Source organism: Streptomyces sp. 840.1, from assembly GCF_003751445.1.
Lineage (GTDB): Bacteria > Actinomycetota > Actinomycetes > Streptomycetales > Streptomycetaceae > Streptomyces.
Map to the genome: position 1 here is coordinate 77951 of NZ_RJUU01000002.1, position 17110 is coordinate 95060.

At 72.1% G+C, this 17110-nt stretch carries 12 protein-coding genes; 7 read left to right on the plus strand and 5 right to left on the minus strand.

Annotated features, from left to right (window positions below):
• Positions 1-64 precede the first annotated feature (64 nt).
• Positions 65-940: an alpha/beta fold hydrolase gene (locus tag EDD93_RS26680; RefSeq protein ID WP_123528050.1), complete on the minus strand. Its 876-nt coding sequence runs from the start codon at positions 938-940 to the stop codon at positions 65-67.
• Positions 941-1297: 357 nt separating this feature from the next.
• Here EDD93_RS26680 and EDD93_RS26685 point away from each other — a divergent pair, with 357 nt between their 5' ends.
• The gene (locus EDD93_RS26685; protein ID WP_123528051.1) at positions 1298-2383 is read left to right on the plus strand and encodes a S1 family peptidase; all 1086 of its coding nucleotides are present in this window, start codon (positions 1298-1300) and stop codon (positions 2381-2383) included.
• A gap of 62 nt (positions 2384-2445) precedes the next feature.
• Here EDD93_RS26685 and EDD93_RS26690 read toward each other — a convergent pair whose 3' ends face one another.
• Together EDD93_RS26690 and EDD93_RS26695 are read right to left on the minus strand one after the other, a co-directional pair.
• Positions 2446-3618: a M20 family metallopeptidase gene (locus tag EDD93_RS26690; RefSeq protein ID WP_123528052.1), complete on the minus strand. Its 1173-nt coding sequence runs from the start codon at positions 3616-3618 to the stop codon at positions 2446-2448.
• A 50-nt stretch (positions 3619-3668) separates the two neighbouring features.
• Complete coding sequence (locus EDD93_RS26695) at positions 3669-5105, minus strand: MFS transporter (RefSeq protein WP_123528053.1); 1437 nt, start codon at positions 5103-5105, stop codon at positions 3669-3671.
• A gap of 165 nt (positions 5106-5270) precedes the next feature.
• Between EDD93_RS26695 and EDD93_RS26700 the strand changes: the two genes are divergently transcribed.
• Positions 5271-6260 carry an Lrp/AsnC family transcriptional regulator gene (locus tag EDD93_RS26700; RefSeq protein ID WP_123528054.1) on the plus strand — a complete coding sequence of 330 codons (990 nt, stop codon included), beginning with the start codon at positions 5271-5273 and terminating at the stop codon, positions 6258-6260.
• A 367-nt stretch (positions 6261-6627) separates the two neighbouring features.
• Here EDD93_RS26700 and EDD93_RS26710 read toward each other — a convergent pair whose 3' ends face one another.
• On the minus strand, positions 6628-7125 hold the full coding sequence (locus tag EDD93_RS26710; RefSeq protein ID WP_123528055.1) for a phospholipase: 498 nt from the start codon (positions 7123-7125) through the stop codon (positions 6628-6630).
• A gap of 332 nt (positions 7126-7457) precedes the next feature.
• Here EDD93_RS26710 and EDD93_RS26715 point away from each other — a divergent pair, with 332 nt between their 5' ends.
• Positions 7458-8576, plus strand: a complete 1119-nt coding sequence (locus EDD93_RS26715; RefSeq protein WP_123528056.1) for a hypothetical protein — start codon at positions 7458-7460, stop codon at positions 8574-8576.
• A gap of 105 nt (positions 8577-8681) precedes the next feature.
• On the opposite strand, the gene EDD93_RS26720 is transcribed toward EDD93_RS26715, so the two are convergent.
• The gene (locus EDD93_RS26720; protein WP_123528057.1) at positions 8682-9764 is read right to left on the minus strand and encodes a DUF3533 domain-containing protein; all 1083 of its coding nucleotides are present in this window, start codon (positions 9762-9764) and stop codon (positions 8682-8684) included.
• Positions 9765-9869: 105 nt separating this feature from the next.
• Here EDD93_RS26720 and EDD93_RS26725 point away from each other — a divergent pair, with 105 nt between their 5' ends.
• The 4 genes from EDD93_RS26725 (at position 9870) to EDD93_RS26740 (ending at position 17103) form a co-directional block, all read left to right on the plus strand.
• Positions 9870-13403, plus strand: coding sequence for a DNA polymerase III subunit alpha (locus EDD93_RS26725; protein ID WP_185092535.1), 3534 nt, complete (start codon positions 9870-9872; stop codon positions 13401-13403).
• On the plus strand, positions 13400-14452 hold the full coding sequence (locus EDD93_RS26730) for a DNA polymerase thumb domain-containing protein (RefSeq protein ID WP_260255961.1): 1053 nt from the start codon (positions 13400-13402) through the stop codon (positions 14450-14452). Before EDD93_RS26725 ends, EDD93_RS26730 begins: the two co-directional genes overlap by 4 nt.
• Positions 14453-14654: 202 nt before the next feature.
• Positions 14655-15548, plus strand: a complete 894-nt coding sequence (locus EDD93_RS26735; RefSeq protein WP_123528058.1) for a triacylglycerol lipase — start codon at positions 14655-14657, stop codon at positions 15546-15548.
• 76 nt (positions 15549-15624) lie between these two features.
• Positions 15625-17103, plus strand: a complete 1479-nt coding sequence (locus EDD93_RS26740; RefSeq protein WP_123528059.1) for a trifunctional class I SAM-dependent methyltransferase/NUDIX hydrolase/VOC family protein — start codon at positions 15625-15627, stop codon at positions 17101-17103.
• The last annotated feature ends 7 nt before the right edge of the window (positions 17104-17110 follow it).

Consider the following 17110-nt stretch of genomic DNA (forward strand, 5'->3'; position numbering starts at 1 on the left):
GCGGCATGAGGAAACGGAAACGGGGGCGTCCGGCCGTCGCCGGACGCCCCCGCCCCCGTTCACCTCACCGCTCGGCCGTGTCCAGCAGCCAGGTGAGGATCCGGGGGAGCGCGTGCAGCGCGTCGAAATGCGCTGCCGCCGGTTCCACCACGACGGTGGCGCCCGGGATGCGGCTCGCCAGCCAGCGGGTGTGCCCGACCGGTGAGAAGACGTCCTTCTCGCCGTGCCACAGCAGCACCGGTCCGGTGATGTCGGCCGGGTCGAACCCCCAGGGACGGCTGAACGCCAGCGCGTCGTCGATCCATCCGTACGCCGAAGTGCGCAGCCCCTCGCGGTAGTTGCGCAACAGCATGGTGCGTACGCCGACGTCGTTGACCACCATCCGGTCGGAGTCGGTCAGCTCCCGGCGCAGATCGTCGATGAGCCTGACCGGATCCCGTCTGATCACCGCGGACCGCGAGATGAACGACTCCGCGAGCCCGTCCGGATCGTCGGCCGCCGTGGTGTACGCCGCCACGTTGGAGGCGGCCATCCCGTCGAACCAGTCGAGTCCGGCGGCGTCCCAGGGAGCCAGCCCCACCAGGGCCGCGGTACGCGTGACCCGCTCGGGCATGAGCGCGGCGCAGGCCAGGGCGTGCGATGCCCCGCCGGACCGGCCCACGACCGCGAACCGTTCGAGTCCGATGTGGTCCGCGATGGCCCGGACGTCCTCCACCGCGTCGGCGACGCAGCGGCCCGGCTGCCGGTCGGAGTCGCCGTATCCCGGCCGGTCGTAGGTGATCAGCTGTGTCTTGCGCTGGTACAGCACCATGCCGCGCGGAGCCGGACCGAGCCTGCTGCCGGGCATCCCGTGCAGCAGAAAGACCGGTCTGCCGCGAGGATCCCCCAGACGCTCCACCACCAGTTGCCGTCCGTCGGTTGCGCGCACGCGACTGCGCACTCCGCGCCTCCTTGTGTCCGTGCGGGCACGACGTGCCCGACTTCCCCGTATTGATTCGATGATGGACCATCAAAGCGCTTATGGGGACTGCGCGTTGATTGAATACGGGGCGCTTCGAGGGGGCGCGCGGCCGAGAACCGGCCGGATGCGTCGAGAACCGGACGCGCGGAGGTGGATACCGGACAGTAGAGGGGTGACCGCCGGTAAGTGAACACGGTGAGACCGAAGGGGTGTTGTCGTGTGTGCGTCCTGAGGTCGGCCTTGTGTGCTATCTGCTCCGTCGGAATAGTGGGCGCCCCATCCTCCGTGTACGGGCGACCCCACATCACCCGTGCGCGGCCCCACAGGAGGTCGAAGTTGAAGCATCGACGCATATCCAGGAAGCGCGCAGTGCTGGCGGGTTCGGCGGTGGTCGCCCTGGTCGCAGCGGGCGCGACGTTCCAGAGTGCGAACGCCAATGAAGGAACGCCCGAGGTCACCGCGCGCACGCTGACGGCCGACGCGGCCGGGAAGCTGGCGACCGGACTGGGCAAGGATCTGGGCGGCGACGCGGCCGGCTCGTACTACGACGCCAAGTCGAAGAACCTCGTGATGAACGTGGTCGACAAGGCGGCCGCCGAGCAGGTCCAGCAGGCGGGCGGCCGGGCCAGAGTCGTACCGAACTCGCTCGCCGAACTGAAGTCGGCCCGGCAGACCCTGGCCGGCAAGGCCACGATCCCCGGCACCTCGTGGGCCGTCGACCCGGTCAGCAACAAGGTCGTCGTCACCGCCGACCGTACGGTCAAGGGCGCGGCCTGGCAGAAGCTCAGCTCGGTGGTCGAGTCACTGGGCGGCAAGGCCCAGCTCAAGAAGTCCGCCGGGGAGTTCAAGCCGCTCATCGCGGGCGGCGACGCGATCTGGGGCGACGGCGGGCGCTGCTCGCTCGGCTTCAACGTGGTCAAGGACGGCGAACCGTACTTCCTGACCGCCGGGCACTGCACCGAGGCGATCTCCAGCTGGTCGGACTCGCAGGGCGGCGGGGAGATCGGCACCAACGCGGCGTCGGAGTTCCCGGACAACGACTTCGGCCTGGTGAAGTACACCTCGGACACCGCGCACCCGAGCGAGGTCGACCTCTACAACGGCTCCACCCAGCCGATCACCAAGGCGGGCGAGGCGACCGTCGGGATGACGGTATCGCGCAGCGGTTCCACCACCCAGGTGCACGACGGCGAGGTGACGGGGCTGGACGCCACGGTCAACTACGGCAACGGCGACATCGTCAACGGGCTGATCCAGACGACGGTCTGCGCCGAGCCCGGTGACAGCGGCGGCTCGCTCTTCGCCGGTGACACGGCGATCGGCCTGACCTCGGGCGGCAGCGGTGACTGCTCCTCGGGCGGCGAGACGTTCTTCCAGCCGGTGCCGGAGGCGCTGGCGGCCACCGGGGCGCAGATCGGCTGACCCTCCGCAACGCAGTGGTGAACGGCCCCCGGCACCGCTGGGGGCCGTTCGCGCACGTCGGATCACGCGTGCCGTGCCGCCAGGCGTTCGAGCAGCGTCGCACGGTGACCGGTGTCGCAGGCCAGGCCGATCGCGGTCCAGGCCATGGCCAGCCCGCCGTCCAGGACCGCGAGGTCGGCGCCGGGACCGGTCCCGTACGCGGTGAAGTCGGGGTTGTGCATGATGGCGTCGCCGCAGTCGTACCCGATCATGGGGTGGATGGTCGGCACCAGGTGGGAGACGTTGCCCATGTCGGTCGAGCCCGCCCGCATCCCCGGCTGGTCCCGGATGGAGCGGCCGAGGTCGCGGGCGACGTCGCGGTAGATGTCCGCCATCGCCAGGTCCTGCCGCAGATCGGCGTAGTCGTTGCCGACCGTCTCCAGGCTCAGCTCGGCTCCGGTGGCCAGCGCGCCGGCCTCGAAGCAGGCCCGGACCCGGGCCTGGAGCACGGCCAGTTCCTCGATGGTCCCGGCCCGGCAGTCGTAGTCGGCGGTGGTGCGGCCCGGGATGATGTTGGGCGCCTCGCCTCCCGAGGTCACGATGCCGTGGACGATCCCGCCGGGTGCCATCTGCTGGCGGTAGGCGCTGATGGCGACCTGGGCGATCATCATCGCGTCGGCGGCGTTGACACCGCGGTGCGGCATGGCGGCGGCGTGTGCGGTGCGCCCGGTGTAGGCGACCTTCCAACTGCTGATGGCCAGGGATGCCATGCCCACGGCGTCCTGCGGCGCGGCGTGGACCATCATCGCGGCGGCGACGTCGTCGAAGAGCCCGGCGCGCAGCATGTCGGCCTTGCCGCCGCCGTACTCCTCGGCGGGTGTGCCGAGGAGCTTCACGGTCACACCGATCTCGTCCGCGAGGGGCGCGAGGGCCAGCGCGGCGGCGGTGGCGGCGGCGCCGTTGACGTTGTGGCCGCAGGCATGGCCGATGCCGGGCAGGGCGTCGTACTCGGCGCAGATGCCGATCACGAGCTCACCGGATCCGGCGGTCGCGGTGAACGCCGTCGGCAGGTCCGCGACCCCGCGGGTCACGTCGAAGCCGCCGCGCTCCAGCTCGTCGGCGATCTTGCGGGCGGACTCGTGCTCCTCGTAGGCGAGTTCGGGTTCGGCGTGCAGGCTGTGGCTCAGGTCCGTCATCCGGTCCCGGCAGGAGGACAGGGCGGTGCGGCTGCGCTCACGCAGAGCGGACGTGTTCATGCGGTTCTCCAGCAGGGAGCGGCGGACGGGGTGCGTGGGGCACGTACGGGTCAGTGCTTCGCGGGGGACCGGCGCAGGAAGAGGGCGATCACCGCGCCCAGCAGGGAGACGCCGACGCACACGCTCCAGCTGGTGGTGTACGCGCCGAGGCGCGGCAGCGGGCTGCCGGCGGGCGTGGCCTTCGCGGAGACGGCCAGCACCGCGGCCGCGCCCAGCGATCCGCCCACGTTGATCAGCAGTTCGTTGATTCCGGACCCCACCGATGTCTGGTCGTGGGGGACGAGTTCGACGGCGAGGGTGCGCGTCGACTGCTGGAGGAACCCGCAGCCCGCCCCGGAGACCAGCGTCGTCACGAGGAAGGGCCAGAGCGACTGGTGGGCGACGAGCGCCCCGGCGTAACCGGCGGCCATCAGGAGCGATCCCGCCAGCAGCGTGAACCGGTCGCCGAACCTGACCGCCACCGCCGGAGCCGTGAGCGAGCCGATCGCCAGCGCCCCCATGTACGGGAGCATCGCAAAGGCGGTGCGCAGCGGTGACAGCCCCAGGCCGTAGCCGAAGGACGACTCCGGGGTGCTCAGGAAGACGGGGTTCGCCACCTGCAGGCCGATCATGCAGAAGGAGAACGTGAGCGCGATCAGGGAGATCACGACGACGTCCCCGTGCGCGAAGAGCCGCACGTCGATCATGGGCTCGTCGGAGCGCAGCTCGATCCATGCGAACAGGGCCGTGAGCGCGACGCCGCCGGCCAGGCAGCCCAGTGTCGCGGCGGAGTTCCAGGCCCATCCCGGCGTGCCGCCCTTGCCGAGGCCCAGCATGATCGCGACCAGGCCCGCGGAGAGCACGATGCCGCCGAGCCAGTCCACCGATCCGCCGGGGCGGTGATCGCTCTCGGGCAGCAGCGGCCAGGTCACGATCAGCGCCACGCCCACGCCCACGGCCGGCACCCACAGGGCCGCGGTCGGCTGTGCCACGTACTGGGCGACGAGACCGCTGGCGAGCAGGCCGACCGCGAGACCGCCGACCAGGGCGGCGACCATGAGGCTGATGCCCCGCCTGCTCTCGCCGTCGCTGGTGCGGTTGCGCAGGATTCCGACGAGGAGGGGGAAGAAACCGGCGAAGGCACCCTGGAGCACCTGGCCTACCAGCAGCATCTTGAACGACGTGCTCATCCCGACGATCAGCGAACCGCTCAGCACGATGGCCAGGGTCCAGCGCAGGATGCGGCGGTGACCGTAGAGGTCGCCCATGCGGGAGAGCACCGGGGTGAAGGCGACGCTGGCCAGCAGATTGCAGATGCTGAGCCAGTTGAGGTCGGCCGCCGTCACGTGCAGGGTGCCCGTCAGCCGCTGGAGCAGCGGTGACAGGAACCCCTGCGTGATGCCGCTGGACAGCTCGACCAGGGCGACCGAGGCGATCACCGCCACCGGCGGTGTGGGGCGGAGCGCGGGAACCGGCGCGGACGGCGCGGTGGCGCGAGTATCAGTCATACGTGGTGACCCGTTCTGATGACCGGCGGAGCAGACGGAAGCGGCGGAATGCGCACTGCAATGTCGTCCACGACCCGATTTCGGGGCAACAAGGTGCCGGACACTCGGCTGATACGGGCATGGCACACTCGGGAACGGCGAAATCCGGCCACGGACGGAGGCGACATGGCGGATACGGCGGCCCCTCACAGGTCCCGGTACTCCTTCGACGACGTGGACCGCGCGATCCTGCGCGTCCTCGGCCGTGAGCCCCGCGCTGCCCTGTCCGACGTGGGCGAACGCGTCGGGGTGCACGAGCGCACGGTCGCCCGCCGCCTCGACCGGATGACCACCACGGGCCTCGTCCGGTTCACCGCCGCCCTGGTGCCGGAGTACCTGGGCGAGGGGATCACGGCCGAACTCGCCATCGGCTGCGCACCCGGCCACCTGGGCAGCCTCGCCGCGGCGCTGGCGAGGCGCCCCGACATCCGGTCCGTCGAGGTCGCGACCGGGGAACCGCAGGTCTTCGCGGAGATCCAGGCCCAGGACCAGGGCGGGCTGCTCGCGGCGGTCGACGAGGGGATCGGCGTCATCGACGGGGTGCGCGGGGTCCACACCTCCGTGGTCCTGGACCTGTTTCTCACGGCCAACGACTGGGCCCCGCACGATCCCGAACCCACCCCGGTACGGCGCGCGGTCAGCGAGGGCCACCCCTTGCCGTCCCCGCCCGTGCTCGACGCGCTGGACCGTACCCTCGTCGCCCTGCTGGAGCGGGACGCGCGCATGCCGCTGACCCGGCTGGCCCGCGAGCTGAGTGTCGGGGAGACCACGGCCCGCCGGCGGCTGGCCCGCCTGATGGCCTCCCACGCCCTGCACCTGCGCCTGCTCGCCGAGCCCGCGGTCCTCGGCTACCCGGTAGAGGCCCGTTTCCGGCTCGCCGTGCGGCCGGGGGCGGTCGGGGAGGCGGTGCGCAGCCTCGCGCGCGAGCCCTCGGTGCGGCACCTGGTGCGGACCACGGGGCGGGACAACATCCTCGGCTACACGAGCCATGCCTCCATGGCCCGGCTGAGGGCCTTCGAACCGGACGCCCTCGCCGGACTCCCCGGCCTCCTCTCGGCGGAGACGTCCCTGCTCCTGCACACGTACAAGCGGGCCGGAGCCACCGCGCGGATGTGAGGTCGCGACACGGTGAACGCGCGTGTCAGACGCAGCCAAACACGCTAGGGCCTGTCTTCAAACTGCCGTCTGCCGGGCGACGCCATGCACGCACTCCCGCCGCACCGGCCCCAGACCCCGGTACGTCCAGTACAGGGGCCCGGGGCCGGCACGCCAAGAGCACGCACCTGACGCCGCCCGGCCGCCCTTCGGGCGACGACGGCAGTTTGAAGACGGGCCCTAGGGCCGGGTGGGGTCGATGGCCAGCGGGAGGGTCGGGCCGGGCGGTGCCGAAATGCCCAGGTCCTGACGGCCGAAAGCAGGCCTTCCGGCAGGTCCGGCAGGCCTGCCGGAGGCGCCGTGCGCGAGGGCGGAGCCGCGGGGTGGTTCAGGCGGTCCGAGGGGCGCTGCCCGTGGCCGTCTTCGCGGGTGCGACACCGAAGATGTCCACCGCGTGGTAGTAGGTCCAGGCCGTGGCGTTGCACGAGGTCAGCTTGGCGCCGGAGTAGGCGGCGCAGACGCGTTTGAGGTCTGCGTAGAGGGCGGAGTCCAGGCGGGCCTTGTTCGCGGAGAACGTGCCGGCGGCCTTGTAGTTGCGGTAGCCGAAGTCGTGCCGGGCGCAGGCCGTTTGGAAGGGGAAGCCGAACGGATTGTCGGGCGAGGTGCTGCAGTAGTCCGTCGACCAGTCGAAGCCGTACGCGCCCCATGCGCCCTGGTTGCCGCGGGCGGCGTTCCAGGTGTTGTAACTGGAGGCGCTCGTCTGGGTCCAGGAGCTGAGGACCTGGGGCTTGTCCGCAGGGGCGGCGGAGGCCGAAACGGTGGGGAGCAGTGCGAGCGGGAGTGACAGGGCGGCCGTGGCGAGCAAGGTGGCGAAGCGGCGACGCATGAACAACCTCCGGCGGTGTAGGGGGAGTTGTTGCAGGGGTGCGCCTCGTGGGTCTCGTGAGGTAGCTACAGAATGCCGTCATGTACATGCCGACTACGTGGTTTTCGGCAATTGGGTCCCGGCCATTTCGAACGGGCCGGTCGGTGCCGGGCGCCTCCGTCTTGTGGATCTGCTGCGTTTTCACCTGAAGTCGCATGATCACGCGATAGCGTTGTCGTTCAACGGACATCCATCGAAGACGTCTGCCACTGAGTCACCGTGTCGAGACGTCAGCGAGGTTGTCCGTACCGGGCAACCCGGCCATGCGCTGAACTGCCTGGGGGGAACTCGTCATGACCGAAGCTACGACGGACGCGGCCGACGTGGACGGCAGCGATGCCGACCGGGAGGCGGTGGAGCGTGAGCGGGACGAGCTGAGGGAGTTCATCAAGGGCTTGAGCCCGCACGACATCAAGTCGGGCGGCTGGTTCACCAAGCTCAGCGCCCAGGCCCTGAATTCGTACACCTCCAGGGTCAACTGGCAGTACTTCCAGGAGCGGTACGAGGGCGTACCCGCGGACGCGATCGTCGATCAGCGGATCAAGATGGCGGCCCGGTACGCCGCACTGGAGGGCGGGCTCTCCGCCGGGGCCTACACGGCAGCCGTCGTCGCCACCCTCGGGACACTCGGGGGTGCCTCGTCCGCGACCGTGCCGGCCGCCGTCGCGACCATGATGGTGGATGTCGCGTTCATCACCCGGCTCCAGCTGCGCCTGGCCCACGACATCGCCGTCCTCTACCGGATACCGCTGGATCTGTCCGACCCCGATGACATGTGGAAGCTCATCCGCGTGGCCTTCACGATCAAGAGCGGGGAAGTGGTCAGGGAAGGCGTGGTCAAGGCGGTCCCGGTGATGCTGCGGCCGGTGATCAAGCGTTTCTACTCCGGAGCGGTGCTGAATGCCGCCAAGGGGTTCCCGTTCGTCGGGAAGTTCCTTCTGCAGCGCAACGTCATCAAGATCGGTATCCCCGTGGTCGGCGTTCCGCTCGCAGTGGTGCTGAACCGCTACACGACGCTGCTCGCGGGACGGCACGCGCAAGCCGTCTTCCGGAACGAGGCGCGGGTGATCGAACTTGCCGAGAGGCTGAGCAGGCGGAGCCGCCACCCGCAGCTGATGCTGTGGGTGGCGTGGCTCGTCATCAAGGCGGACGCCAGGACGACCGACGACGAGTCGCTCTTGATGCGGCACCTGGTGAGCCGGGTACGGGACCGGCACCAGGTGGTCGACGAAGAGCTCGCTCACCTTGTCGACGTCGACCCCGGCGAGGTGTGGCGACGCCTGGACGCCGAGCCGGGCGATCTCAGCGACCTCCTCGACGCGGCCGAGCGGGTGGCCGCTGTGGACGGTGCTGCCAACGCCCGTGAAAGAGCCGTCATCTCCGAGCTCCGGGATCGCTGCAGCCGGGTGTGAAGCCGTCCGGAAGGCCGGACCCCTGCGGCACCTCTGCGCAGGGGGCCGGCCTTCCGGACGGTGCGACCGGGAATTCCGGGCCCCAGCCGACTGCCGATCCGGGGCCTAACCGAGCGTCGACCCGCCCGCCGTCGACCCGCCCACCGTCCCGCCGCCCGCCGTCCCGGTGCGCGGGGCGCCGTCCGTCGCTGTTGCCGCCGGCTTCCTGCGCATCGCCATCAGCAGGGTGACGACCGTGCCGACCACCGCCCACGCGGACAGCACCAGCAGTGGTCCGGTCACCGCGTTGCCCCGGAAGTAGGCGATCGAGCGCGCCACCCAGGTGCCGGCCCCCGGTGGGAGCGCGGGGCCGATCGCGCGCCAGAAGTCCGGGAGCATCGGGAGCGGGAAGGCGCCGCCCGCGCTCGGGTTGCCCGCGATCACCACGAGCAGGACCGCCAGGCCGATGCCGACGATGCCGGTGAGGGCCTCCAGGGCGAGCGTGATCATGCCGACCGCGAAGACGGTCAGCGCGCCCAGGCCGGACAGCCCCCAGAAGGACCCGGGCAGGGCTCCGAGGATCGGGCCGATGATGATCGCGCCGCCGATTCCGCCCGCGATCGAGTAGAGCGCCATGACCCCGGTCCGGATCACCGCGCGCTGACGGTTGGCGGGGCGGGTGCCGGCGCTGATCGCGAGGATCGAGGCGCAGAGGTAGCCGCCCACGCACCAGCCCACGACCAGGTAGAAGGACGAGAGTCCGTCGAAGTCCTGGTCCGAGGCCGGGGCCACGTCCACGGAACGCACCGTGCGCCGCTGGGTGAGATCGACCTTCGTGATGATCGCCGTCAGTGAGCTGGCCAGGACGGTGCCGCCGCCGGAGGCGACCAGCACGGTGTCGGTGGTGCCCCTGGGGCTGACGATCAGGGCGCCGTCGATGTCGCGGTTCAGGATCTGCTTGCGGGCGGTGGCCGCGTCGGTGACCGTGCGGGGGTCCAGCGGGCCGCCGGGGAGGTCCTTCAGCTCGGTGAGGAGCCGGGCGGAGATCTGCTGGGGCGCGACGACCCCGAAGGGGACGTCCGTCGGCTTCGGCTTGTGCAGCGCTCCGACATAGGACGCGATGAACAGTAGTTGCAGCGCCAGTACGCCGATGACGAGCAGTGCGGCCCGTGGAGTGACGGCGTTCTTCACCTCATCAGCGAAAGTCATGCCCCCACCGTCCTGCGCGCCCGCTGTCCACGCAGTCGGGGCCGGGCCGAATGGCTGAGTGGTGGCTCACTTCTCGGATATCGCACGAACGTTCGAACGTGGTCTATGGTGGAGAGCGAGGGGGTGGAGAGTCACGGACAGGTCCAGGAGGTGCGGGTGTCAGGGTTCACGCATCTGCATACCGTTTCCGGGTTCTCCCTGCGGTACGGGGCCTCGCACCCGGAGCGGCTGGCGGAGCGCGCCGCCGAGCGGGGGATGGGCGCCCTCGCGCTGACCGACCGCGACACCCTCGCGGGCGCGGTCCGGTTCGCCAAGGCCTGTGAGCGGGCAGTCGTGCGGCCGATCTTCGGGGTGGAGCTGGCGGTGGCCCCCGCAGGGCGTGCGGAGGGCGATGGACGTGCGCACCGGCTGCGGACCCCGGCCCGCGGTGGTGCCTTTGTCGATGAATCCGCCCCCCGCGTCACCTTCCTCGCCCGCGACGGCGCCCGGGGCTGGGCCGAGCTGTGCCGCCTCGTCACCGCCGCCCACGCCGCCGTCCCCGACGGCGGCCGGCCCCTGCTCGACCGTTCCGCGCCGCCCGCCGAAGGGCTCACCGTGCTGCTCGGCCCCGCCTCCGAGGTGGGCCGGGCGCTCGCCGCCGGCCGCCCCGACCGGGCCGCCGCCCTGCTCGCCCCCTGGCGGGAGGTGTACGGCGACGACCTGCGGCTCGAAGCGGTCCACCACGGACGGGACGGCACCGGACCCGGTTCGCTGCGGCTCGCCGCCCGTACCGTCGGCTTCGCCGCCGAACAGGGGGTACGGGCCGTGCTGACCAACGCCGTCCGGTACGCCGACGCGGGGCAGGGCCCGGTCGCCGACGTGCTCGACTCGGCCCGCGGGCTCGTCCCCGTCGACCCGCGCCGCGCCCCGCTCGACAGCGGCGAGCGCTGGCTGAAGGACACCCGCGCGATGGCGGAGACCGCCGAGCGGATCGCCGCCGCCGCCGGGCTCGGCCCCGGCGCCGGGGCGGCGCTGCTCGCGGAGACCCGGCGCACCGCCGACTCCTGCACCGTCGACCCCGAGGGCGACCTCGGCCTCGGCTCCGTCCACTTCCCCGAACCGCACCTCGTCGGCGCCGGCCGCCGCACCGCCCAGCGGGTGCTGGCCTCCCGCGCCGCCGCCGGCATGGTGCTGCGCGGGTACGACCGCAGGCCCGGCTACTGGGACCGGATGCACCACGAGCTGGACATCATCGCCTACCACGGCTTCGCCTCGTACTTCCTGACCGTCGCCCAAGTGGTCGACGACATCCGGGAGATGAAGGTCCGGGTGGCCGCCCGCGGCTCCGGCGCCGGCTCCCTGGTCAACCACCTCCTCGGCATCGCCCACGCCGACCCGGTCGAGCACGGGCTGCTGATGGAGCGCTTCCTGTCCAAGCGCCGCCTCGTGCTGCCCGACATCGACATCGACGTCGAATCGGCCCGCCGCCTCGACGTCTACCGCGCGATCATCGGCCGCTTCGGCACCGAACGGGTCGCCACCGTCGCCATGCCCGAGACCTACCGGGTCCGCCACGCCATCCGGGACGTCGGTGCCGCGCTCTCCATGAACCCGGCCGAGACCGACCGGCTCGCCAAGGCCTTCCCGCACATCCGGGCCCGCGACGCCCGCGCGGCCATGGAGGAACTGCCCGAACTGCGTGAGGTGGCGCGGACGAAGGAGAGGTACGGAAGGCTGTGGGAGCTGGTGGAGGCGCTGGACGGGCTGCCGCGGGGTATCGCCATGCACCCGTGCGGGGTCCTGCTCTCGGACGCCTCACTGCTGCGCCGCACCCCCGTCATGCCCACCAGCGGCGAGAGCTTCCCGATGGCGCAGTTCGACAAGGAGGACGTGGAGGACCTGGGACTGCTCAAGCTCGACGTGCTGGGCGTACGGATGCAGTCGGCGATGGCGCACGCGGTCACCGAGGTGAAGCGGGCCTCCGGCCAGGAGATCGACCTGGACGCCGTGGAGCCGGGTGACCCGGAGACGTACCGGCTGATCAGGACCGCCGAGACGCTGGGCTGCTTCCAGATCGAGTCGCCCGGCCAGCGCGATCTGATCGGCAGGCTCCAGCCGGACGGCTTCCACGACCTGGTCGTCGACATATCGCTGTTCCGGCCCGGACCGGTCGCCGCCGACATGGTGCGGCCGTTCATCGAGGCCCGGCACGGCCGGGCGCCCGTCCGCTACCCGCACCCCGATCTGGAGGGTCCGCTGCGCGAGACCTACGGAGTGGTGGTCTTCCACGAGCAGATCATCGAGATGGTCGACATCATGACCGGCTGCGGCCGGGACGAGGCCGACCGGGTCAGGCGCGGGCTCTCCGACCCCGAGTCGCAGGGCCGGATCAGGATCTGGTTCGCCCGGCACGCGGCGGCGCGCCAGTACGGCGCCGAAGTGATCGCCCGCGCCTGGGAGATCATCGAGGCGTTCGGCAGCTACGGCTTCTGCAAGGCGCACGCGGTCGCCTTCGCGGTGCCGACCTACCAGTCGGCCTGGCTGAAGGCGCACCACCCGGCGGCCTTCTACGCCGGGCTGCTCACCCACGACCCCGGGATGTACCCGAAGCGGCTGCTGCTCGCGGACGCGCGGCGGCGCGGGGTGCCGGTGCTGCCGCTGGACGTGAACCGGTCGGCGGCCGCCCATCGAATCGAACTGGTGTCCGGTAGCGGAGGGGGCGGGGAATCCTGGGGGCTGCGGCTGGCGCTCTCCGACGTCCACGGGATCAGTGCGGCCGAGGTCGCCCGGATCGAGGACGGGCAGCCCTACACCTCGCTGCTGGACTTCTGGCAGCGGGCCCGTCCGGGCAAGCCGGCCGCCGAACGGCTGGCCCAGGTGGGCGCGTTGGACGCGTTCGGCGCCAACCGCCGTGATCTGCTGCTGCATCTGTCCGAGCTCCACCGCGCCCAGCGGGGCGCGGGTTCCGGCGGCTCGGGCGCGCAGCTCCCGCTCGGCGGCGGACACCGTACCGGCTCCATCGGCCTGCCCGACCTCAACGAGGCGGAGCGGCTCAGCGCCGAGCTCGGCGTGCTGAGCATGGATGTCTCACGCCATCTGATGAGCGATCACCACGCCTTCCTGGCCGAGCTCGGAGCGGTATCCGCCAAGCGGCTGCGTGAGGCACGGCACGGGGAGACCGTGCTGGTCGCGGGCGCCAAGGCGGCCACCCAGACCCCGCCGGTCCGCTCCGGGCGGCGGGTCGTCTTCACGACGCTGGACGACGGTACGGGCCTGGTCGACCTGGCGTTCTTCGACGACAGCCACGCCGACTGCGCGTACACCGTCTTCCACTCCTGGCTGCTGCTGGTGCGCGGAGTGGTGCAGCGGCGCGGGCCGCGCAGCCTGAGCGTGGTGGGCGCCGCCGCCTGGAATCTGGCCGAGCTGGCCGAACTGCGGCGTACCGGCGGGCTCGACGCGGTCGCGGCCAGGCTGGCGCGGGAGCCCGAGCCCGAGGATGCCCCCGCGCCGGACGAGTCCCCGGCCGACGGGGACGACGGCCGCCGCATCCGGATGCCGACCGGTTATGAGATGAACCCCTGGGCGGACCTCCAGCCGCCCGGCGAGGGCACGCCCACCGGAAGGAAACTGTGGCACCAGAGCCCGGGGAGCGCGGGATGAACGAGCGGCCGGGGACGGACGAGCGGCCGGAGGCGGAGGAGCGGCCCGGGGTGGGCGAGCGGCCCGGGATCCTCTGTCTGCGGTTCCGGCGGGTCGGCGGCGGGCCCTTGGACGGGGGCGGTTACGCGGGACTGCTGGACCTGCTCGGTTCGTTCACCCCGCTCGTGGAGGCGGCGCCGCCCGATGGGGCGCTCGCCGATGTGCGGGGCGCGCTGCGCTACTTCGGCCGGGACGCGGCCGGGCTGGCCGCGGTCGTCCGGGTCCGCGCGCTGGCCCTGCACGGCGTGGACTGCGCGATCGGGGCCGCCGAGAACCCGATGCTGGCGCGGATGGCGGCGCGGCGGGCGGCGCCCGGGACGACCTTCGTGGTGCCCGTCGGCGGGGCCGCCGCCTTCCTCGCGGACCGGCCGGCCGCCGCGCTGGACGGCGTCGGGGCGGCGACGGTCCGCACCCTGTGCGGGTACGGGCTCGACTCCGTCGGCCGGATCGCGGCCGCCCCGCTCGGCACCCTCCAGCGGATCACCGGGGTGCGGACCGGGCGCGAGCTGTGGGAGCGGGCCCGGGGCATCGACCGTACGGCGGTGGTACCGAACGCCGCCGCCCGGTCGGTCGCCGCCGAACGCACCTTCCCGCGCGACGAGCTGGGCCGGGAGCGGCAGCGGCGCGCGCTCATGTCGCTCACCGAGGAGCTGGGGGCGAGGATGCGCGGTGAGGGACAGGTGTGCCGCTCGCTCGCGGTCTCCGTGCGCTATGCCGACCGGACCGGCTACTCGACGCTGACCCGCAGCCGTACGCTCCGCGAGCCCACCGCGCACTCCGCGGAGCTCACCGCGCTCGCCTACCGCATCCACGACTCGTTCGCCCTGCAGCGCGCCCGGGTGCGGGGGATCGCCCTGCGCGCCGAGGGGCTCGGGGACGCGGGGCGGGCCGCGCACCAGCTGACCTTCGATCCGGTGGACGAGCGGGCCCGGCGGATCGAGGCGGTGGCGGACCGGCTGCGGGCCAGGTTCGGGCCGCAGGCCGTGATGCCGGGGCGGCTCGCAGCCTGAACCACCGGGCGGGGGCTGTCCGGAAGTCGCGGTTACCGCCGGTCAGTTTTTACCGACGCGTAACTTCCCAGGAAACCCTACTCGTGCGTAAGTTGGCATGAGCACGCAGAACATGAGTGCGCAGAACATCGTCATCACTTGTGGTCCGGACCGCAGGGTGCACAGACATCGCAACTCCCTTGAGCCGCAAGGAGAACCCACGATGCTGCCCTGGACCCGTGCGCCGCGCACCCCACGAGCGCGCAGAACCCTCGCCGCACTGCTCCTCGCAGTCGCCGCGGTCGCCACCCCCACCGCCACCGCCGCTGCCGCCACCCCCACCGCCGTCACGGCCACCTCACATGGCTGGAACGACTACTCCTGCAAACCCTCCGCAGCCCACCCCCGGCCCGTCGTCCTGGTCCACGGAACCTTCGGGAACTCGGTCGACAACTGGCTGGTCCTCGCCCCCTACCTGGTGAACCGGGGCTACTGCGTCTACTCGCTCGACTACGGGCAGCTCCCGGGTGTGCCGCTCTTCAACGGCCTGGGCCCCGTCGACAAGTCGGCCGGGCAGCTCGCCACGTTCGTCGACAAGGTGCTCGCCTCCACCGGGGCGCCCAAGGCGGACATCGTCGGTCACTCCCAGGGCGGCATGATGCCGAACTACTACCTGAAGTTCCTGGGCGGGGCGGCCAAGGTGAACGCCATGATCGGGCTCGCGCCCGACAACCACGGCACCACCCTCCTCGGCCTGACCAAGCTCCTGCCGTACTTCCCCGGCGCGGGTGACCTGCTCAACGAACACACGCCCGGACTCGCGGACCAGGTGGCCGGATCGCCCTTCGTGACCAAGCTCAACTCCCTGCCCGACACCGTGCCGGGCGTGCACTACACCGTCATCGCGACCAAGTACGACGAGGTCGTGACCCCGTACCGGACACAGTTCCTGGACGGACCCGACGTGCACAACGTCCTGCTCCAGGACCTGTGCCCGGTCGACCTGTCCGAGCACGTGGCGATCGGGACCGTGGACCGGGTCGCCTACCACGAGGTGGCCAACGCCCTCGACCCGGCGCACGCCACCAGGACCAACTGCGCCTCGGCCGTCGGATAGGGCGCTCCGTCCCTTCCCCGGGGCCGGGCTTCCCGGGGAATCCGCCACTGTCGGCGGTGGATGGCACGATCGGAGCATGACGACGATCGACTGGGACTCCGCCGCCGATTCCTTCGACGAGGAGCCGGACCACGGACTGCTCGACCCCGTGGTCCGGCACGCGTGGGCGCAGCGGCTGGAGAGCTGGCTGCCCCGGGAGCGTTCCGAAGTCCTCGACCTCGGATGCGGCACCGGAAGCCTGGCCCTGCTCGTCACCGGGCAGGGCCACCGGGTCACCGCCGTGGACCGCTCGCCGCGCATGGCGGAGCAGGCGCGCGCCAAGCTGGCGGGTACGGGCACCGAGGTGCTCACCGGGGACGCCGCCGCACCGCCCGTCGGCAAGCAGCGGTTCGACGTGATCCTGGCCCGGCACGTGGTGTGGCTGCTGCCCGACCCGGCGGCGGCCCTGCGGCACTGGTTCGGCCTGCTGCGGCCCGGCGGCCGACTGGTGCTGATCGAGGGCGTGTGGAACGGGGTCGGGCTGTCCGCCCGGCAGCTCACCGCGCTGCTCGCCCCGTTCACCGAACGCATCCACCACGAACGGCTCTCCGGCGACCGCGACCTCTGGGGCAAGGACGTCGACGACGAGCGCTACGCCCTGGTGGCCCGCGCCGAACCGCCGCGCCGGCACACCGAGGTGGTGGACGTGCACCTGATCCTGCGGCGCGGCTCCGAGGTGCTGCTCGCCCGCCGCGCCGGTACGGGGTACGCGGACGGGCTGCTGCACGCCCCGTCCGGGCATCTGGAGGACGGCGAGGACGTCCGCGAGGGCATGATTCGCGAGGCGGCCGAGGAGACCGGGATCGCCCTGGAGCCGGAGGAGTTGCGGGTGGCCCTCGTCATGCAGCACCGGGGGCCCGGCGGCAGCCCCAGGACCGGCTGGTTCTTCGAGGCGGAGTACGACCCGGCCAGGCCCCCGTACAACCGCGAACCGGACAAGTGCTCGGAGCTGGCCTGGTTCCCGCTGGACGCCCTTCCGGACGACATGGTGGCGTACTGCCGGGCCGGGCTCGACGGCTACCGGGCGGGGGAACGCTTCATGGTCCACTGGCACGAGGACGGCGACACCGTCGCCCACGAACCGCGCGGCCCCCGTCGCGCGGTCCCGCTGCCGGCCGGCGGGGACCGCGCCGGCCGGGTCCACCACATCGAGCTGTGGGTGCCCGACCTGGCGGCGGCCGAGGCGGGTTGGGGCTGGCTGCTCGGCGAGCTGGGCCATGTCCCCTACCAGCGGTGGGCGCACGGGCGCAGCTGGCGCCGGGGCGAGGGCTACGTGGTCGTCGAGCAGTCGCCCGACCTGCTCCCCGGGGCCCACGAGCGGCGCCGTCCGGGCCTCAACCACCTGGCGTTCCACGTGGCGGACCGGGAGACCCTCGACGCGCTGGTGGCCCGCGCCCCCGAGCACGGCTGGCGGCTGCTCTTCCCGGACCGTCATCCGCATGCGGGCGGCGACGGGCACGTGGCCGCGTATCTGGAGGACGCGGCGGGGTACGAGGTCGAGCTGGTGGCCGGCTGAGGGCCCC